This window comes from Burkholderia sp. LMG 13014, assembly GCF_905232215.1.
In the GTDB taxonomy this organism is placed as follows: Bacteria; Pseudomonadota; Gammaproteobacteria; order Burkholderiales; family Burkholderiaceae; genus Burkholderia.
This window is the reverse complement of the sequence record NZ_CAJNKE010000031.1, coordinates 1-19,314: the sequence shown is the minus strand read 5'-3', so window position 1 is coordinate 19,314 and position 19,314 is coordinate 1. Positions and strand designations below refer to the sequence as shown.

18 protein-coding genes and 2 tRNA genes are annotated in these 19,314 nt (G+C 62.4%); 9 read left to right on the top strand and 11 right to left on the bottom strand.

Annotated elements, in window-relative coordinates:
• Nucleotides 1–183: 183 nt before the first annotated feature.
• Nucleotides 184–615: a DUF488 family protein gene (locus tag JYJ84_RS06670; protein ID WP_023835768.1), complete on the bottom strand. Its 432-nt coding sequence runs from the start codon at nt 613–615 to the stop codon at nt 184–186.
• A 484-nt stretch (nt 616–1,099) separates the two neighbouring features.
• Between JYJ84_RS06670 and JYJ84_RS06665 the strand changes: the two genes are divergently transcribed.
• From JYJ84_RS06665 to JYJ84_RS06650, 4 genes are all read left to right on the top strand, one after another.
• Nucleotides 1,100–2,041, top strand: coding sequence for a LysR family transcriptional regulator (locus JYJ84_RS06665; RefSeq protein ID WP_028698648.1), 942 nt, complete (start codon nt 1,100–1,102; stop codon nt 2,039–2,041).
• Nucleotides 2,042–2,555: 514 nt separating this feature from the next.
• Nucleotides 2,556–3,722 (top strand): glutathione-independent formaldehyde dehydrogenase, encoded by a 1,167-nt coding sequence (locus JYJ84_RS06660; RefSeq protein WP_020924942.1) that lies wholly within the window; start codon nt 2,556–2,558, stop codon nt 3,720–3,722.
• Between the two features lie 43 nt (nt 3,723–3,765).
• A complete protein-coding gene (locus tag JYJ84_RS06655) occupies nt 3,766–3,981 on the top strand; it encodes a hypothetical protein (RefSeq protein WP_023464794.1) in 216 nt (71 codons plus the stop codon).
• Nucleotides 3,982–4,205: 224 nt separating this feature from the next.
• Nucleotides 4,206–5,096, top strand: coding sequence for a LysR family transcriptional regulator (locus tag JYJ84_RS06650; protein WP_023103878.1), 891 nt, complete (start codon nt 4,206–4,208; stop codon nt 5,094–5,096).
• A 22-nt stretch (nt 5,097–5,118) separates the two neighbouring features.
• Here JYJ84_RS06650 and JYJ84_RS06645 read toward each other — a convergent pair whose 3' ends face one another.
• Nucleotides 5,119–5,412 (bottom strand): helix-turn-helix domain-containing protein, encoded by a 294-nt coding sequence (locus JYJ84_RS06645; RefSeq protein WP_009459591.1) that lies wholly within the window; start codon nt 5,410–5,412, stop codon nt 5,119–5,121.
• A gap of 119 nt (nt 5,413–5,531) precedes the next feature.
• Between JYJ84_RS06645 and JYJ84_RS06640 the strand changes: the two genes are divergently transcribed.
• Entirely contained in the window at nt 5,532–6,185 is a 654-nt protein-coding gene (locus JYJ84_RS06640; protein WP_023106332.1) for a substrate-binding domain-containing protein, read from the top strand.
• 118 nt (nt 6,186–6,303) lie between these two features.
• Complete coding sequence (locus JYJ84_RS06635) at nt 6,304–7,272, top strand: Dyp-type peroxidase (protein WP_020924940.1); 969 nt, start codon at nt 6,304–6,306, stop codon at nt 7,270–7,272.
• A gap of 37 nt (nt 7,273–7,309) precedes the next feature.
• On the opposite strand, the gene JYJ84_RS06630 is transcribed toward JYJ84_RS06635, so the two are convergent.
• From JYJ84_RS06630 to uvrC, 5 genes are all read right to left on the bottom strand, one after another.
• Nucleotides 7,310–9,253 (bottom strand): integrase arm-type DNA-binding domain-containing protein, encoded by a 1,944-nt coding sequence (locus JYJ84_RS06630; RefSeq protein ID WP_009876631.1) that lies wholly within the window; start codon nt 9,251–9,253, stop codon nt 7,310–7,312.
• Between the two features lie 226 nt (nt 9,254–9,479).
• A tRNA-Gly gene (locus JYJ84_RS06625) sits at nt 9,480–9,555 on the bottom strand.
• A gap of 52 nt (nt 9,556–9,607) precedes the next feature.
• Nucleotides 9,608–9,683: transfer RNA gene (locus JYJ84_RS06620), tRNA-Gly, on the bottom strand.
• A 135-nt stretch (nt 9,684–9,818) separates the two neighbouring features.
• The gene (gene pgsA / locus JYJ84_RS06615) at nt 9,819–10,406 is read right to left on the bottom strand and encodes a CDP-diacylglycerol--glycerol-3-phosphate 3-phosphatidyltransferase (protein ID WP_011351424.1); all 588 of its coding nucleotides are present in this window, start codon (nt 10,404–10,406) and stop codon (nt 9,819–9,821) included.
• Between the two features lie 90 nt (nt 10,407–10,496).
• A complete protein-coding gene (gene uvrC / locus JYJ84_RS06610; protein ID WP_122944851.1) occupies nt 10,497–12,533 on the bottom strand; it encodes an excinuclease ABC subunit UvrC in 2,037 nt (678 codons plus the stop codon).
• 76 nt (nt 12,534–12,609) lie between these two features.
• Between uvrC and earP the strand changes: the two genes are divergently transcribed.
• From earP to JYJ84_RS06595, 3 genes are all read left to right on the top strand, one after another.
• A complete protein-coding gene (gene earP / locus JYJ84_RS06605; RefSeq protein ID WP_175221278.1) occupies nt 12,610–13,803 on the top strand; it encodes an elongation factor P maturation arginine rhamnosyltransferase EarP in 1,194 nt (397 codons plus the stop codon).
• A gap of 126 nt (nt 13,804–13,929) precedes the next feature.
• Nucleotides 13,930–14,487 (top strand): elongation factor P, encoded by a 558-nt coding sequence (gene efp, locus JYJ84_RS06600; protein WP_175221279.1) that lies wholly within the window; start codon nt 13,930–13,932, stop codon nt 14,485–14,487.
• Between the two features lie 269 nt (nt 14,488–14,756).
• Complete coding sequence (locus tag JYJ84_RS06595) at nt 14,757–16,142, top strand: sigma-54 dependent transcriptional regulator (protein WP_122944849.1); 1,386 nt, start codon at nt 14,757–14,759, stop codon at nt 16,140–16,142.
• A gap of 189 nt (nt 16,143–16,331) precedes the next feature.
• Here JYJ84_RS06595 and nagZ read toward each other — a convergent pair whose 3' ends face one another.
• The 4 genes from nagZ to recO form a co-directional block, all read right to left on the bottom strand.
• Nucleotides 16,332–17,360 (bottom strand): beta-N-acetylhexosaminidase, encoded by a 1,029-nt coding sequence (gene nagZ, locus JYJ84_RS06590; protein ID WP_122944848.1) that lies wholly within the window; start codon nt 17,358–17,360, stop codon nt 16,332–16,334.
• A gap of 16 nt (nt 17,361–17,376) precedes the next feature.
• Entirely contained in the window at nt 17,377–17,805 is a 429-nt protein-coding gene (gene acpS, locus JYJ84_RS06585) for a holo-ACP synthase (protein ID WP_175221280.1), read from the bottom strand.
• Between the two features lie 72 nt (nt 17,806–17,877).
• Nucleotides 17,878–18,654 (bottom strand): pyridoxine 5'-phosphate synthase, encoded by a 777-nt coding sequence (gene pdxJ, locus JYJ84_RS06580; protein ID WP_031400031.1) that lies wholly within the window; start codon nt 18,652–18,654, stop codon nt 17,878–17,880.
• Nucleotides 18,651–19,314, bottom strand: a 664-nt coding sequence (gene recO / locus JYJ84_RS06575) for a DNA repair protein RecO (protein ID WP_205189140.1), incomplete at its 5' end; no start/stop codon positions are given. The genes recO and pdxJ, both read right to left, overlap by 4 nt.

Sequence of the window (19,314 nt, the reverse complement as noted above, 5' to 3'; positions counted from 1 at the left end):
AGAAATCCCGCCCGCCGAGGCGAACCGGCATCCATTAAGCTGGCGTCTGGGTCGCACATGCGCTGAACTGGGGAGCAAAACCAGTGAAGGCACTGCTGCAACCGCGCGTCCAAGCCCCGGGATTTCTTGCCCCGGCCAGGGCTGGGGGCTTAAGTTGATGACATTGGGAGCTACGTCGCCCCTCTAAAGATGCACGATCTCAACATTCGGCCATTTGCCTGCAAGGTACTCGGCCACTAGCCTCCGATGGCAGTGATGGGGCTTGTCTTCGCTGCAAAGCAGGCAACTGTTATCAATCTTTTCTTTATCGATTGACTCAATCTTTCGGGACGACATTAAATCCAGAAATTTACTGGCGTAGATATCCCAATCTCCCCCTTTTATTTTATATTCCTCGAACATGTCTTTGGTTGGAGCAAGTGCTGGTAGATGTTCATATTCCATCCCACACAACGCCTCGGAAAAATATCGAAGATCCTCGCGTTTAGCGAATCCGGCCAATTGCGAAACATTATTCAGGCGAACATCGACAAGGCGCTTGGCACCAGAAGCACTTAACTTGGTGAAGAAGGACCGCGCGGAGGTCTTAGTGAATCCAATCGTGAATATCTTCATCTGCCTTATTCCCCTCGTTCCTTCATCCATAAATGGCTGTTATTGAGCTACCGCCAGGCATGCCCGTCAATCGCAGCTAAGGAAACGCTGGGGGCATGGTGTACTAGCTGCGCCACAACGGCCATGGCAGGCTCCATTCTCTCGCCGCTTCAACGGCCACGACCCGAACAGCTCAAGAGCTTAGCACCGCCTTTTGCGGTTGCGTGCCTCACCACTCACGCTTACTCCCTTCCAGAACGCGCCAACTGCTAAGCTACATGAGGACGACTCGCCCACAGCGCAAAGCACCTGTGTTCGCGCTATTGGCTGTCCCGTGCGTTGTGGTGCTGACCGTCGATGACGAGTCGAACCTACTGTATGGACACTGCGCGCGGCAGCCTTTCATGCGTGCCAGCTACGTGCCCAAGGTTGGACGCGGATCGAAGCGTGCGCAGGGTTTTTCGTGAAAGTATAAAATCCAATCAACTTTATCAGAAGAAAATATATGATCGTAAGAAACTTTGAATACTTGCTTGCTTTGCACCGTGAAGGCCATTTTGGCAACGCGGCCAAAAGCTGCAATGTTTCTCAGCCGACACTCTCCGCGGGCATTAAGCAATTGGAGGAAGACATGGGTGTCGAGATCGTGCGTCATGGCCGACGCTATGACGGCCTCACTTCTGAAGGGATGCGCGTACTGTCTTGGGCTCAGCAGATGTATGACGACTGCAAAGGGCTGGAGCGAGAACTCTCCGCACTACGGCGAGGTATAGAGGGGCAATTCCGGCTAGGGATACTCCCAGGAACTGCCGGTGTAGCGCCCACATTAAGCATCGCCCTTGCTGAAAAAACACCCTTACTTCAACAATCAGTTCTGGTTTCCGGCGCTTCTTCCCTGCTACAGGCGATTCGAGAAAACAATTTGGATATCGCACTCATGCATTTGGAGGATATCCCAGGGGAAGACTTCGATACTCACCTTCTGTACCGTGAACGCATTTTCCTTTTTCACGCCGCGAGAACACAGCAACCCCGAAGCACAACGTGGGACCATGTTCTCAATAGACAACTCTGCGTGCTGAACTCGGCAGTACCTGAACCCATTCAAGATAGGCTGATGCAATGTACCGCGCAGACTATTCGCACTGATTCAATTGACGTGCTATCGGCACACGTGGCGACAGGAAAATATTCGGCAGTTCTTCCGCAATCTCTCGCCGGCCAACTCGCGCACATTCCAAATCTCCACGCAATCGCAATCAATGGACCAATGTCGCACTCAAATGTCGGATTCGTTGCTGGGAAAAATGCGTTCGAGGCACCGTCATCGCGTGCATTGCTCGAAATGGTGCACACCCCCGAACTCGCCGCCACTCTTCAATCCGTTATATCGATCCATCGTCGGTTCCAGCCCAAAGCAGACTCATCTCAAAGCCCCCTGAAATAGCGAGTCTTGAAGAGCAACTCTGTATTGCTTCAACCAGGCGAAGATTGCAGGCATGCCGTGTGCGCCGCTAACAGGCGCCACGTGCTGAGCAACCCATCGAAGGCCACTAGGTCCAGGGGCAACTCGGGGGGCAGGAGTACCTGCTGCATGCGGCCTCCTCATGTCTCGCTGGGTCGAGCTGACTGTTCCTAGATCAAGCTAGGAGGCGCGATGTAGCGATGATCGTTGCCCTCTCCCGGCTAGGAGACGAGCACGGCTCGACGATCCCGCGTAGATAGATCGTGCCTATCTGCACATAGATTATTCCAGTTTGACCACTTCTGAGCTTGATCCGATGCTGTCAAGACCGCAGAAGGAGACGCGACCAACGGCTAGGCAATACCACGATCGTTCTTCTTGACAGCGGTAAATTTCGTTTCCCACTTCGATTTAGAAGATGGAAACATTAACGCACAGAGGTGACGAAATGACTCCGACCGGTAACCGAATCGTGACTTTCGAGAAGCCCTTGGAAATGAAGGTCAACACCTTCAAATTTCCAGAGCTGATAACCCCTCAAGGGAAAAGCGCACCCCATGGCGCTATCCTCAAAATAGTTACCACAAATATCTGTGGCAGCGACCTTCACATTTATCGCGGTTCGTTTGCTGTTCCCAAGGGAATGACCATGGGCCATGAAATGACCGGCGAAGTGATCGAAGTGGGATCAGACGTCGAAGTCGTGAAGAAGGGCGACATCGTTTCCGTTCCCTTCAATGTGGGGTGTGGGCGTTGCTACAACTGCAAGCATATGCGCTCCGATGTATGCGAGAACACCAACCCCGAAATCGACTGCGGAGCCTACGGGTTCAACCTCGGTGGCTGGACGGGGGGGCAAGGTGATTATCTCTTCGTACCGTATGCGGATTTCAATCTCCTTCGCTTCCCTGACAAGGATGCCGCCATGGAAAAAATCCGCGACCTGACCCTTCTCTCTGACGTATTACCCACAGCTTTCCATGGGTTCGCTGGCCCAGACTGGCCAGCCGCGCCGGCCTACGTCGTCGGCGAAAACATCCTGATCTTCGGTGCCGGGCCGGTCGGCAGAGCGGGTGCCGCCTGCGCCAGACTTCTGGGTGCAGGCGCCATCATCGTTGCCGATTACATTCAAGAGCGGCTGGACCTTCTCAAGCCACACGGCGTGGAAACCATCAACCTTTCCGACGGCGTGCCGATCGAGGAGCATCTCGAACGCATTACCGGGCACAGGGAGGTGGATCGCGTCATCGACTATGTTGGTGTGGACTGCCGCGGGTTTGGCGCGGAGGCTGACAAGATCGTGGAGAGCGCTGTTACCAACGCAATGCTCAAATATGTCCGCTTCGGCGGAATGACCAGTACGGTCGGTGTGTACTGCGCAAACCCGATCTCGAAAGACCCGAAAGCCAAGAAAGGCCATATGGATCTGGAATGGTCCAACGCCTGGATCAAGTCGCCGCGAATGTCGGCTGGTCAATCTCCGACGGCCAACTACAACCACGCGTTAATGCGGGCGATACTGAACGATCGCATGCCTTACCTTTCGCCGATGATGAACACTAAGTTCATCAAGCTCGAAGACGCGCCCGCCGCGTACAAAGAGTTCGACGCGGGTTCTGCATACAAGTACGTCATCGACCCGCATGGTTCAGTGCGGCATTAAGCATCCGGCGCGGGCTAAGCATCAGGATGTCTCACACTTTCTGGTGAGAGGCATTCTGGTCCCGCCAGTCTCCGGGCAGCAACTGGAGCCGGCGAATATTTTCGCCGGCATTTGCCGTCTGCCCCAGGGTACTTGCCTTGGCTCGGACCAGGAGCAGAGCCTCAGCAATCCGCAGGTGATGATCAACCGCAAGCGTGTTCAAGCGCTTGGTTCGCAATCGGCCAAGGGTCAGACGGGGACGATGCACGGCATCCATTGACGTGCGTGGCTGGAGATAGCCTTCGTCTGATCCTTATCACCCCACGGACTTGACAGGCTCGCCTGGTGTTGTGCCTGCCTCGGGCCATCGCACGGTCAACCCAGCCCTGGCTCATTCAGCCAGAAGTTTCCAATGATGTGGCCGAACTCGCCGCCGCCAGAATGGCAGTCACTTCTATAGGGAGATAGCACAGTGTTGGATAAGTCGGAACGGGAGGGTGGCCTATGGAGCTGCGCCATCTTCGCTGCTTCGTAGTTCTTGCTGAGGAGCTACATTTCACGCGGGCGGCTGAGCGCCTGCATATCGAACAACCACCGCTATCACGAGCCATCAAGGAACTTGAGGACGAGTTGGGCGTAGTGCTCTTCGACCGAAACCGACGAGGAACAGTTCTAACGGCGGCGGGCGCGGTCTTCTTGCAAGATGTTCGCCGTCTATTCACAGTGCTGGAACAGGCTCGTGAAAATGCCAAGGCTGTGGCATCGGGCTTGCGCGGTAGCCTGCGCATCGCTGTATCAGATGGGGCTATCGATCCACGGCTGTCGGCATTTCTGGCTCGTTGCCGCGCCGAGGAGCCGGAGATCGAAATACGCTTGTCAGAAGTGCCTCTGGCAGAGCAAGTGCGTGGCTTGCGTTCGGGCGACTTCATGATCGGGTTCGCGCACACGGGCGATGTCGGCGACGGTATCGCTGCCGAACCAATCTGGCACGACCCGCTGGTGATTGCGGTGCCAGCTCGTCACTCATTGCTCACCTACAAGGAGGTGCCACTTCAAGAACTTCAAGGCCATCCACTTGTCCTGTGCGACCCGCAGGTATGCGAGGGCTATTGCCGCGAACTCAAGCGGCTGCTCAACACGTTGGAGCACAAGCTGAATGTTGTCGAGGAAGTGTCCTCGCTGGACATGATGCTCACGTTGGTCGGCGCCGGCTACGGCATCGGCTTCATGACGGCGACCAAGATTCCCATCTCCCAACGGCCGGATGTGGTGATCCGCCCCTTGGCGATGGATTCTGCCGTGATCACCACCTACCTGCTTCGGCCCGACGGCGGCAATTTATCGGCTTCGGTGGAGCGATTTATCGTTCGCCTTCGCGACTCTTCGGACGGTTGACGGAGCCTGGCAGGCTAGACACTCAGGGATCAGTGTCGGCACGCAGATTGCGTTCGGTCGCCGTCATCAGGTCAGCCGCGCTTATTCCAAGTGCCGTAGAAATTTTCAGTATGAGCGGAAGCGTGGGCACGTGCTCACCACGCTCGATCTTACCCATGTGAGAACGCGAAATGCTTGCCCGAGATGCGAACTCGTCTTGCGCGACTCCTTGAGCGACGCGCGCAGCGCGCACGGCCTGTCCGAAGGCTAACGCCGACTCGGATTCATACGTCGATGTGCCAGAAGGACGGCCTGGCTGAATTGTTGATTTCTGCATTAGCAGAAGCGTCAAACAATCTGCCACAATTAACCACGTTAAAGATAACGACGTTAAACTTCACTCTTTCCTGCAACGCTGGTTTGCCTTTCTGGACAGATCGCTTATTGGGGGCCCTCATGCATGACGCCACCAGCCAGTTTTCCCATTTCAGGCTTGCTATCGCGCCCGGAGTGCCATCCTCTTGCCTCACAACGCTTCTTGCCCTACAGCGCGCGGAGGAACCAGAAGTCACCATCACGTTCTTTGAGACCTCAGCCGATGATCTGTTGACGGGCCTTGAGGAAGGCCGCTACGACGCTGGAATGACGCTTCGGAACGCTGGTGCTCCGGCCGTGAAAAGCCAACCGCTCTGGGTGGAGAACGTGGCTGTTGCAGTGCCGCTGGGGTCCCCCTTAGTTGCCCAGGCGAAGATCACGCTTGCCGAGCTTCTGGACTATCCGGTGTTTCGCTGGCCGGCGGAGGCTTGCCTACTGCTGGATCAGCGACTGTCCTTTCTTCCGTTGAGCCAGCAGAGCATTCAGCACGTGACTTCGTTCGAGATGATGGCGCTTTGGGTGACCGCTGGCTACGGAGTGGGGCTCTCCGCGCAATCGCGCATTGAGCGTGCCCATGCGTGGGGGATCACTATGCGACCGCTTTCAGACGGCCCCTACGAGATCGTGACATATCTGCAGCGGCCCCACGGACGAGCCAATGTTGTTTCTGAGCGGTTCGAGCACAGGGCAATGTTGGTTGCCAGGGACAGGGCGGCTTGCTCGAATACCCCATAGCCCGCTCTCGCCGAGGCTGCGTGCGGGTAATTGCAGCGGCACGCGCCTGTTAGCGCGCCAGTGATAGCGCTTCCATCTCTGGCAATATGATGAATTAACATGGTCTTTGGAGGCACGAATGGTTGGAAGTGGTTGGGATCGAGTACCAATTGACTCGCAAAGCATCGATGCGCCGCTGTCGCGCGCGGCGGTGTTTCTCACGTTGACAGTCGCCGAGGGCCACGAGGCCCTTCAGGCGGTCGCCGGCGTCTTGGACGGGCTGGACGACCTGATCAAAACGGTGGGCTTCCGCGATCTCAACGGCCGGCTGTCGTGCATCACTGCACTGGGATCGGCGCTATGGGACCGTTTCCAGACCGGGAAGCGCCCGAAGGAACTACGGCCCTTCGTGCCCATCGAGGGTGCCAAGCACACCGCGCCTGCCACGCCCGGCGACCTGTTCTTTCACATCCGTGCCGAACGCGAGGACCTCTGTTTTGAATTCGAGCGCCTGCTGCTGGACCAACTGGGCAGCAGCGTGACGGTGGCCGACGAGGTGGTCGGTTTTCGCTACTTCGACTCCCGCGACCTGCTTGGCTTTGTCGATGGCACGGCCAACCCGACCGGGCACGACATCGGCGCCTCGACGCTGGTCGGCAGTGAAGATCAGGCGTTCGCCGGCGGCAGCTACTTGGTGGTGCAGAAGTATCTGCACCAAATGCAGCCGTGGGCTCGGCTCGCCAAGGACGAGCAAGAGCGGATCATCGGCCGGGAGATCGTCAGCAATGTCGAATTGCCCGACGCGACGAGCGGCCAGAAATCGCACAAGACCCTCGCCACGATCGTGGACGACGACGGCACCGAGCACGACATCCTGCGCGACAACATGCCCTTCGGCCGCCCCGGCCAGGGCGAATATGGCACCTACTTCATCGGCTACTCCAGGCATCTGTGGGTGACGCAGAAGATGCTGGAGCGCATGTTCCTCGGCGATCCGCCAGGCATGCACGACCGCCTGCTCGATTTCTCGACGGCGCACACCGGCGCCGTGTTCTTCGCTCCCGCACCGCGCACGCTGAGCGAACTCGTGGAGGCGGTGCAAGCGTAATGCAGGGGCCGCAAGGCCCCTGCAAGGTTTGAGAGCCCTATGCTCCGTCTAGAACTACTGCGCTATCCACCAGCCGACGAACGCTTTGCCGCACATCCTCGGGGATGGGGTACGGGGCAATGGCCTCGGGCATATCCGCATAGTGCTGGTAGTCGCCCATGATGACCTGGATGATCGCCGGCACGTTGGTCGGCGTGACCGCATCAATGGCCGCGCGGTCCCCCAGGTCAGGGTGCGGCTGGGTCAGCATGCGGTACAGATCCCACGAATCCGCGTGCGGGCACTGGTTCATGAGCACCTGGGCCAGCTTGTGCTTGAGCGGCACCAGTTGCCAATCGGGAACACGCTGCCCCCGATTGCCCAAACTGATGGACAGCAACTTGCCCGCTTTCAGTTCGCGGTTGATCTGGTCCTTGGACTTTCCGGCCAGCTTGCCGAACAGCGGGACCGGCAAGCTGCTTGGAGACTCGTAGATGGTCAGCATTTCCTCGCGCTCGCGCTGGATCGCGGACACTTCCGGCTCTGGGGCATGCGTCGGAGGCGGCGGTACCTGAGACAGCCGCTGGAACGTGATGCCGCCGTTGCTCGGGGTTACGACAATAGGCGTGGCCACGACGGGCGGGACGCCGGGAGGAGTGGGCTCGGCCATCGCGAGGGTCGCATCCACCGCTTCCTCCACTTCTGCCATCGCCGGCACCCCGTCGATACGGATGGTCAGATGCGCGCTCGCGGCTTCCACTTCGCCCTGTTCGAGCAGGTCGAGCCGATCGGCCCAGTCCTGCATCATCCGACGGCGCGGCTCAACGTACTTGGCGTGGTTGTAGGACGAACTCACCTTGTTGGGGTCGGAATGGGAAAGCTGCGCGTCCACCCAAATCTTCGGGTAGCCAATCTCGTTGAGCGCCGTCGAGATAGTGCCGCGGATGCCGTGGCCGGTCAGGCGCCCCTCATAGCCCATGAGCTGCACGGCCTTGTTGAGGGTGTTCTCGCTGATGCGCTTCTTGAGTTCGCTGCGGTGTGACAGCAAGTACTTCTGCGCCGGCCGCATCACCCCCAGGAGATAGCGCACGATCTCGATGGCCTGCAGGGATAGCGGCACGATATAGGGGGGCACATCCTGCGGCCGCTTCCCTGCCTTGCGCATTTCATCCTGGAGCTGCTTGACGATCTGCGGTGGGATGATCCACAAGCCCCTGTCGAGGTCGAACTGTTCGGGTTCGGCCAATCGCAGTTCGCCGGTGCGCACCCCGGTCAGGAACAGCAGCCGGACGCCAAGCTGGGTCTGCCAGCCACGGGGGTTGTAGAGCCGGAGCTTCTGGAGGAACTCGGGCATCTCGGGCAGGTGCAGGTAGGGATTGTGGGCTACGGGGGGCTTGGGCTCTGCCACCACGTCCAGGTCGGCGGCCGGGTTGACTTCCAACCCCTCGGCAATGACCAGGGCATAGCGGAACAACTGGTTGAACCAGGTGCGGACCTTCTCGGCGGTGGTGAACGCCTTGCGTTTCTCGATCGCCGCCAAGACGCCCAGGAGTTGGGGGCGGCGAATGTCGTAGATCGACATTCTTCCCAGGGTGGGCAACACGTCCTTGTTGAAGATGCGCAGGATCTGCGACAGCGTGCTTTGACGGCCTTCCTTGAGTTCCTTGCGGCGATGCTCGACCCAGGCATCGAAGACGGTCTTGAAGGTGTATTCGCCCGCCAGCTTGGCCGCGTGCCGTTTCTGGTCGCGCTCGACCTGAGGATCGATCCCCCTGGCGAGCAGGGCCTGGGCCTTGTCTCGCTCGATCCGGGCCTCGCGCAGGCTGAGAGCAGGATAGCCGCCCAGGCACAGGCGCTTTTGCTTGCCCAGCCAGTAGTAGCGGAATTGCCATGACTTGCCGCCTGCGGCTGAGACCATCAGGCCCAGGCAGTCGTTGTCGGAGAGGGTGTAGCGTTTTCCGGTGGTCTTCGCCTGCCGGACGGTCAGATCAGAGAGCGCCATTTCGAGACTCCTAAGTAATGACTTAGGCCCTATGCTCGTCATGGTCCCCGCTCAGCCCCAGCAACTATCCGGTAGCCGACCCACCCGTATTCTTGTGCCTTATTTGGTCACTCAAAAACGGTAGCTGTGGGTGGATTTCCGTGGCACTCGCTGGAATGAAAAAAGGAGCCGAAGCTCCTTTTTTCAATGACCTACAGACCCCAGTAGAAGTCTGTGGATCAAAATTTGGAGCGGGAGACGAGTCTCGAACTCGCGACCTCAACCTTGGCAAGGTTGCGCTCTACCAACTGAGCTACTCCCGCATGTGTCCTGCATCTGCAGCGCTTTGCCGTACAACACGCTGCCAGAAAAATCTGGAGCGGGAGACGAGTCTCGAACTCGCGACCTCAACCTTGGCAAGGTTGCGCTCTACCAACTGAGCTACTCCCGCGTATTGCTGCGCTACTGCTTCCCCGTCACACACTTACTTCGTCGTGCAGCGGAGAAGCGAGATTATGTCGAAGGCACATTCGTGTGTCAAGGGCTTTTCCAGCCCTTTTTCCAAAAACCTGCTCGACCGGACGTATCACGCGCCCCCGCGCTCGCGAATTTGCGGCCATGCGAGCTTCATGTAGTACAGCATCGACCAGATCGTCAGCACCGCGGCGAGATACATCAGCCATTCGCCCCAAACGCGCGTGTCGATCGTCGCGACGCCGAGCGGCAGCGGCCCGTAGAACAGCAGCATCGGAATCGCGACCATCTGGCAGGCGGTCTTGAACTTGCCGAGCTGGTTCACCGCAACGCTCTTCGACGCGCCGATCTGTGCCATCCACTCGCGCAGCGCCGAAATCGCGATCTCGCGGCCGACGATCACGAGTGCGATCGCCGCGTCGACCCGCGAAATCTGCACGAGGATCAGCAGCGCGGCCGTCACCATCAGCTTGTCCGCCACCGGATCGAGAAATGCGCCGAACGACGACGTCTGATTCCACTTGCGGGCGAGATAGCCGTCGAACCAGTCGGTCAGCGCCGCGAGTATGAAGATCGCCGCCGCCGCAAGATTGCGGTGCGCGCCGCCCATCACCGTGTCCGGCAGATAGAACACGCCGACGACGAGCGGAATCAGCACGATCCGTACCCACGTCAGGAAAATCGGGAAATTGAACGGCATGGCATGCGGGACAGTAAAGGATTCGCAATTGTGCCGTGTCGACCGGCCTGCCACAAGAACGCTGGCAACGCGGCCGGCCGCACGGCCGCGTCAGTGAAGCTGCTTGTAGATCTGCTCGGCGAGCGCGTGCGAGATGCCCTCGACGCTCGCGAGTTCCTCGACGCTCGCGGCAACCACGCCGCGCAACCCGCCGAACCGCGCGAGCAGCCGCTGCCGGCGCTTCGCGCCGACCCCCTCGAGTTCCTCGAGCCGCGACGTCTGGCGCGCCTTCGCGCGCTTTGCGCGCATCCCGGTGATCGCGAAGCGGTGCGCCTCGTCGCGGATCTGCGCGACGAGCATCAGCGCCGCGCTCTCCTTGCCGAGTTCGAGCGGCGTGCGGCCGTCCGCGAACACGAGCGTCTCGAGGCCGACCTTGCGCCCCTCGCCTTTCGCGACGCCGACCAGCATCGACGTGTCGAGGCCGAGCTCGGTGAACACCTGCCGCGCGATTTCGACCTGACCCTTGCCGCCGTCGATCAGCACGATGTTCGGCAGCAGGCTCGACGCCTCGGCCTGACGCGTCGACTCCCCGTCGATCCCGGCGGCATCGTCGGCGGCAGCCGCCTGCGCGGCCTGCTCGACCATCTTCTCGTAGCGGCGCGTGAGCACCTGCCGCATCGCCGCGTAGTCGTCGCCCGGCGTGATCCCGGTGATGTTGTAGCGGCGGTACTCGCCCGACTGCATCTTGTGATGGTGGTAGACCACGCACGACGCCTGCGTCGCCTCGCCCATCGTATGACTGATGTCGAAGCATTCGATCCGCAGCGTCGCGAGATCGTCGCATTCGTAGCTGAGCGTCTCCGCGAGCGCACGCGTGCGCGCCTGCTGCGAGCCCTGCTCGGACAGCAGCCGCATGAGCGCGATCTGCGCATTCTGTTCGGCCATCGACAGCCACGCGCGCCGCTGCCCCTGCGGCTGCCGCACCAGCGACACCTTGTGGCCAGCCTGCTCGGACAGCAACTCGAGCAGGTCGCGGCTCGCGGGCGCATGGCTCACGACGAGCACGGGCGGTACGCGATTGCCGAGATAGTGCTGCGCGATGAACGCGTCGAGCACCTCGGCCTCGACCGACGCCGCCGCGTCGCCACGCGCGCGGCCGGGTTCTTCCGCAGGCAGGTCGGGCAGCAATACGTCGGCGGCCGCGGTGGCCGCCTCCGCCTGCTCGGACTCGTCGCCGATACCGCCCTCCGCGAGCGTCAGCGCGCTTTCGACGTGCGTCGGGAAATACGCCTTGTCGCCGAGATGCCGGCCGCCACGCACCATCGCGAGGTTCACGCACACGCGCCCACCCTGCGCGACGACGGCCAGGATGTCGACGTCGCTGTCGCTGCCGACCTCGATCGCCTGCTGGTGCAGCACCGTCGCGAGCGAGCTCATCTGGTTGCGCACGGCCGCCGCCTGCTCGAATTTCAGCTCGGCCGCGAACGCGTGCATCTTCTGCTCGAGCTCCTTCATCACTTCGGACTGCCGGCCGAGCAGGAAGCGCGCCGCGTTCGACACGTCGATCGCGTAATCCTCGTCGGAGATCGCGCCGACGCACGGCGCCGTGCAGCGCCCGATCTGGTGCAGCAGGCACGGCCGCGTGCGGTTGTTGAAGACCGAATCCTCGCAGGTGCGCAACTGGAACACGCGCTGCAGGATCTGGATGCTCTCGCGCACGGCCCAGGCGCTCGGGAACGGCCCGAAATACTGGTTCTGCTTGTCGACCGAGCCGCGGTAGTAGGCCATCCGCGGAAAGCGGTGCGCGGTGAGCTTCAGGTACGGATACGACTTGTCGTCGCGAAACAGGATGTTGTAGCGCGGCGCGAGCGCCTTGATCAGGTTGTTCTCGAGCAGCAGCGCCTCGGCCTCCGAACGCGTGACGGTCGTCTCGATACGCGCGATGCGCGTGACCATCATCGCGATGCGCGGCGACAGCTGCGTCTTCGTGAAATAGCTCGATACGCGCTTCTTCAGATCGCGAGCCTTGCCGACATAGAGCACGGCGCCCGCCGTGTCGTAATAGCGATAGACGCCCGGCATGTGCGGCAACTGCGCCAGGATCTTCTTCGGTTCGAACGGGGTATCGGAAGCTTCAGGGGATGTCATGCGTGATCCGGGCGCCTTGTAACGCGGAACGGGTCTATTAGAATCGCCAGTTTAGAGCATTCACCGCCCCGCTTCGATGCCACGCACCACCGCTGCCCCCCTGCCCGCCGCACCGCTCGCGCCGGGCGAACCGATCGCCTGCGACCTCTTCTGTACGGTGGTCGACAATTTCGGCGACATCGGCGTCTGCTGGCGCGTCGCGCGCCAGCTCGCGCACGAACACGGCTGGCAGGTTCGCCTGTTCGTCGACGACCTGCGCACGTTCGCGCGCCTGCTGCCCGGGGTCGATCCCGACGCGGGGCGGCAGACGGTCGACGGCATCGTGGTCGAGCACTGGCATGCGGAAGTCGGCGACGCGCTGGAGATCGCCGATGTCGTGATCGAAGCGTTCGCGTGCGAGCTGCCCGGCGCGTATCTCGCGGCGATGGCGCGCCGCGCCCGTCGCCCCGTGTGGATCAACCTCGAATACCTGAGCGCCGAAGACTGGGTCGCCGATTTCCATCTGCGGCCGTCCCCGCATCCGCGCTACCCGCTGCTGAAGACGTTTTTCTTCCCCGGCCTGTCGGCCGGCACCGGCGGCGTCCTGAAGGAGCACGATCTCGATACGCGCCGCACGGCCTTCGAAACCGACGCCGCGGCGCGCGACGCGTGGTGGCGGCGCGCGACTGGCGGCCCGCCGCCGGCCCCCGGCACGACGGTCGTCAGCCTGTTCGCCTACGAGAATCCGGCCGTCGACGCGCTGCTCGCGCAGTGGCGCGACGGCCCGTCGCCGGTCGTCGCACTCGTGCCGGCCGGCCGTGTGTCGCCTGCCGTCGCGCGTTTTTTCGGGGTCGAGTCGTTCGGCGCGGGCGCACATGCGAACCGCGGCAACCTGACTGCTCACGGGCTCGCGTTCGTCCCCCAGGCCGACTACGATCCGTTGCTGTGGGTGGCCGAAATCAATTTCGTGCGCGGCGAGGATTCGTTCGTCCGGGCGCAATGGGCACGCAAGCCGTTCGTGTGGCACATCTACCCGCAGGCCGACGACGTGCACCTGCCGAAGCTCGATGCCGCGCTCGCGCACCTGTCGGCCGGCCTCGCCGACGCGCCGCGTGCGGCGCTCGAGCGGTTCTGGCATGCATGGAACGGCGTCGGCACGCCCGACTGGGCCGATTTCTGGCAGCACCGCGCCGCACTGGACGCGAACGCGGCCCGCTGGGCCGATGCGCTCGCGGCTGTCGGCGATCTCGCCGGAAAGCTGGCGGAATACGCAAAATCTCAGTTAAAATAAGCGGTTATCCGACGGCTGACCAGGCAAGCGCTCGCTTTTGGCGTCCACCGGAACGCACGCTTGCACCGTCAGCCGTTGCGCAACGCTCAGGCACCTATTTATTTGATTTGATCAGGACAGTTTTTTATGAAAACCGCACAGGAACTCCGCGTAGGCAACGTCGTGCAGATCGGCAGCGACGCTTGGGTCATCGCCAAGGCTGAATACAACAAGTCGGGCCGTAACTCGGCCGTCGTCAAGATGAAGATGAAGAACCTGCTGACGAACGCAGGCCAGGAATCGGTCTACAAGGCCGACGACAAGTTCGACGTCGTCGTGCTCGATCGCAAGGAAGTGACGTACTCGTACTTCGCCGATCCGATGTACGTGTTCATGGACGCCGACTACAACCAGTTCGAAGTCGAAGCGGAAATGATGGGCGAAGCGCTGAACTACCTCGAAGACGGCATGGCTTGCGAAGTCGTGTTCTACAACGAGAAGGCGATCTCGGTCGAACTGCCGACGACCCTCGTTCGCGAGATCATCTACACGGAGCCGGCAGTCAAGGGCGACACGTCGTCGGGCAAGGTGCTGAAGAAAGCCAAGCTCGCAACGGGCTTCGAACTGCAAGTTCCGCTCTTCTGCAACACCGGCGACAAGATCGAAATCGATACGCGTACGAACGAATACCGCAGCCGCGCGTAATCGCCAGCGATACCCGCATCGAACAAAGCGCCCTTCGGGGCGCTTTTTGTTTGTCCGGCGCCAACAACCGGGCCGGGGTCAGGCTCATATAAAGCACAAAATCCACCGGTAAAGATATTCAATTTGTATCATCGGTAACTGTTTTATAGCGCCGGAGAAATAATGCTCGTTACGCGTTCAGCGGGGCATAAAATCAGTTTTTAATCTGACATGCGGTTGCGGCCCCGTTGGCCGACAGCCCGCCTCTCTTGACTCGACTCGCGTCCACCATGCCACACGCCCTGATTGTCGAAGACGATCCCAACAGTCTGTCCGGCCTCACCGCGCTGCTCGCCGCGGACGGCTTCTCGGTCGACACGGCCACGTCGCTCGCCGAAGCGCGCACGGCGCTCGGCCGCTCCATTCCCGACGTCGTTCTCGTCGACCTGAACCTGCCGGACGGCAGCGGGTTCGACCTGCTCCAGCACCTGCCGCAGCAACAGCCGAACGGCTCGCTGCCCGTCATCGTGCTGACGGGCAATGCGACGGTCGAAAGCGCCATCGAGGGCCTGCGTCACGGCATCTGGGACTACCTGCTGAAGCCGATCAACATTCCGCGCCTGCGCAGCCTGCTCGCGCGGATCCCGCGCCCGTACGAACTGATCGACGAAGTGCAGGCGTTGCGCGCGTCGCTGCGCCATCTCGGCCGCTTCGGCGCGCTGGTCGGCCGCAGCGACGCGATGCAGCACGTGTACGACATGATCGAGCACAACGCGCGCACCGAAACGGCCGTGCTGTTCTCGGGCGAAGCCGGTACCGGGAAGAAGCTGGCCGCGCGCACGCTGCACGACCTGAGCCGGCGCCGCAAGGGGCCGTTCGTGTCGTTCGACTGCCGGACGATCGCACAGGCAGGCCGGCACGGCGCATCGCTCGACAGCGTGCTGTTCGGCCATGAGCGCGGCGCGTTCGACGGCGCCGAGCGCCGCGAATCGGGCCTGTTCGAACAGGCCGGCGGGGGCACGCTGTTCCTCGACGAAATCACCGCGCTGCCGCTCGTGCTGCAGGAAGCGCTGCTGCATGCGCTTGATTCGCAGAACTTCATGCGGATCGGCGGCACGAGCTCGATCACGAGCGATTTCCGGCTGATCGCGACCACGCGCCGTCCGGCGCGCGAAGCGGTCGCGAACGGCACGCTGCGCGAGGATCTGTGGTTGCGCCTCGATGCGGCATCGATCACGATGCCGCCGCTGCGCGAACGTGACGGTGACGCGCTCGCGATCGCCGACGCACTGATCGACGAACTGAACCGCGAAGCGCGCGCAACCGGCCGCAGCACGACCGACAAGCGCGCAGCGCCGGGCTTCGTGCGCGAATGCCTGTCCTACGAATGGCCGGGCAACGTGCGCGAACTGCAGGAGCGCGTGCGCTTCGCGTACGACGCATCGGGCGATTTCATCGAGACGCTGCGCGCGGGCGAGCCGAGCTTCTCGGCCGGCGCCGCGCTGAACGGCAGCAGCGTGCAGATCAAGGTCGGCACGCCGCTGTCCGACGTCGAGGATCTGCTGATCCGCGCAACGCTCGACGCAGTCGGCGGCACGCGCCACCGCGCGGCAACGCTGCTCGGCATCAGCCCGAAGACGCTGTACAACAAGTTGCAGCGGATGAAGGTGAACTGAGCGGGCAGCGATGCTTGCAGGGTCTGGCAGGGCTTGACCGTTAGTTGCGCTAAAGCTCACTTCGTCGACCTGCTTGATTCCAGAAACTACCTGGTTCGTACCGGCAGCAATCCATAAAAAAGCCGCGCAATTGCGCGGCTTTTTGTTTCGGCGACCGGAATGGCGCAAATCGCGCCATCCCCTCCCCGCTCAGGCCAGTGCGCTGCTCAACAGCGCCTGCGCCTGCAGGTACTCGGGCTGCGCGATCAGCTTGTCCCACTTGAGCGCCTTGCCGCGCGCGCGCATCCGCTTGATGCGTCGCACCGACTCGTCCGTGGCTCGCGCTTTCAGCCCGTTCAGCACGACCTCGGCCGCGTCCGGCTGGTTGCAGACGAGCACCATGTCGCAACCGGCTGCGAGCGCGGCGTCGGCCGCCTGCGTGAGTGTGCCGCCTTCGCGCGCGGCTTCCATCGACAGGTCGTCGCTGAAGATCGCGCCTGTGAAACCGAGCCGCCCGCGCAGGATCTCCTGCAGCCACACTCGCGAGAAACCGGCCGGCCGCTTGTCGACCTGCGTATAGATCACGTGCGCGGGAATCACCGCGGACAACGACAGGCCGAGCCAGTCGTACGGCGCGACGTCCTGCTTGAGGATCGCATCGAGCGTGCGGTCGTCGGTCGGCAGCGCGACGTGCGAATCGGCCTCCGCGAAGCCGTGCCCCGGGAAATGCTTGCCGCAGTTCGCCATCCCGGCGAGCGACAGCCCGTGATTCAGGCTCTTCGCGAGCAGCGTGACGACGCGCGCATCGCGATGGAACGCGCGATCGCCGATCACTTTCGAGTGCCCGTAGTCGAGATCGAGCACGGGCGTGAAGCTCATGTCGATCCCGCATGCACGCAGCTCGGCGGCCAGGATGTAGCCGACGGCCGTGGCGACCTTCGCCGCGAGCAGCACGTCGCGATCCCACAGCTCGCCGAGGCGGCGCATCGCGGGCAGCACCGTGAAGCCGTCGGTGCGGAACCGCTGCACGCGCCCGCCTTCGTGATCGACGGCGATCAGGATGTCTTCGCGCACCGCGCGGATCGAGTCGGTCAGCGCGGTCAGTTGCGCACGGTTCTGGAAGTGCCGCGCGAACAGGATCACGCCGCCGGTATTCGGATGCGCGAGGCGCCGCGCGTCATCGCGCGACAGGGCCGTGCCGACGACGTCGAGCATGACCGGGCCGGGAGTCGTTTTCATCGAATCGGAAATTCCGTCAGGAGGAGGTTCGGGGAACAGGTGCAGGCGCGGCGTCCGTCTCGGCGATCACGAACGACACCGCGTAGTCGCGTTCGTCGCTGACCGTCACGCGCGCCGTGATGCCACGGGCGGCCAGCCAGTCGGCCAGCTCGCCCGACGCGACCACGTACGGCTCGCCGCTCGGGTGATTGAGGGTCTGCAGCGCACGCCACGTCATCGGCCAGTGCATGCCGAGCCCGATCGCCTTCGAGAACGCTTCCTTCGCGGAAAAGCGCGTCGCGAGGAACGCGATGCCGCGCGCCTCGGATCGGGCGCGGCGCGCATGGAACACGCGCAGCTCGTCGGGACCCAGCACCTTCTCGGCAAACCGGCCGCCCGTGCGTTCGAGCACGGCCGCGATGCGGCTCACCTGGGCGATGTCGGTACCGATGCCGTAGATCGCCATGTCAGTGCGCACCGGTGCGACCCGGCCGGGCCGGGTCAGGCATCACGCGCGACGCGCGGCGGCGCTTCATCTTCAGCGCGCGCCGCCATGCAGCGCGGCAACGCGTGCGGCGACCATGATCGCCTTCATTTCGCGCACCGCGTTGTCCCAGCCCGCGAAGATCGCGTGCGCGACGATCGCGTGGCCGATGTTCAGCTCGACGATGCCGTCGATCGCGGCGATCTGCTGCACGTTCGTGTAATGCAGCCCGTGACCCGCATTGACCTTCAGGCCGAGCTGCGCGCCGGCCTGAACGCCCGCGACGATGCGCTCGTATTCGCGTTGCTGTTCGGCTTCGTCGTGCGCTTCGGCGTAACGGCCCGTATGCAGCTCGATCACCGGTGCGCCCGCTTCATGCGCGGCACGGATCTGCGTCTCGTCCGGGTCGATGAACAGCGACACGCGCACGCCCACGTCGGCAAGTTGCTTGCATGCCGCCCGCACGGCCTCGAAGTGGCCGGCGACATCGAGACCGCCTTCGGTCGTCAGTTCCTCGCGCTTCTCGGGCACGAGGCACGCGTCATGCGGGCGCACTTCGCATGCGATATCGAGCATCTCGGCCGTCACCGCGCACTCGAGGTTCATGCGCGTCTTCAGCAGCGGGCGCAGCTTGCGCACATCCGCGTCGACGATGTGGCGGCGATCCTCGCGCAGGTGCAGCGTGATCGCATCCGCACCGGCTTCTTCCGCGGCCAGCGCCGCGCGGATCGGATCGGGATAGGTCGTGCCGCGCGCATTGCGCAGCGTCGCGACGTGGTCGATGTTCACGCCGAGGTCGATGGCGGTGGGCGTTGTCAGGAAGAAGCTCATAGGTTTTGCAGGTCGATCAGGATCTGACGCGTGGCAAGCGGCGTACCGCCGAGATAGGTGTTCAGCAGGAAGCGCATCAGCGTCTTGCTTTGCGCAACCGTCTGGGCTCGATGGTAATCGTCCTGCTCCATATCGAGCAACGTCTGTCCGGAAATCACCGGCCAGTGCGACGGGACTTCGTCGTCCGCATTGCGCACGCCGCGCTCGGGATCGAACACGTAGCGGCGATCGGGCTCGACCGCGCGGCGCGCGACCGTGCGGTTCAGCGCCATCGCATAGCCGGTTTCGCGCAGCAGCACGCGCTCGAACGAGCGCAGCACCTGCACCGCGGGCTCGCCGTGCGCGAGGCGCGTGAGGGTCAGCACGTAATGATTGAAGAGCGGCGGCTGGGGATCTTCGCGCGCGCAGAATTTCACGAGCAGCTCGTTCGCGTAGAAGCCGCACAGCAGCCCATCGCCGCCGAGCGGCAGCATCCCGCCGACCCACTCGGCGCCCGTCAGCGTGCGCACCTCGGATTTGCCCGACCAGGACAGCAGCAGCGGCTGGAAGGTCTGCAGTACGCCGCGCAGCGCGGAGTGCGGGCGCTTCGCGCCCTTCGCGACGAGCGCGAGCCGGCCATGATCACGCGTCAGCACGTCGATGATCAGGCTCGTTTCCCGA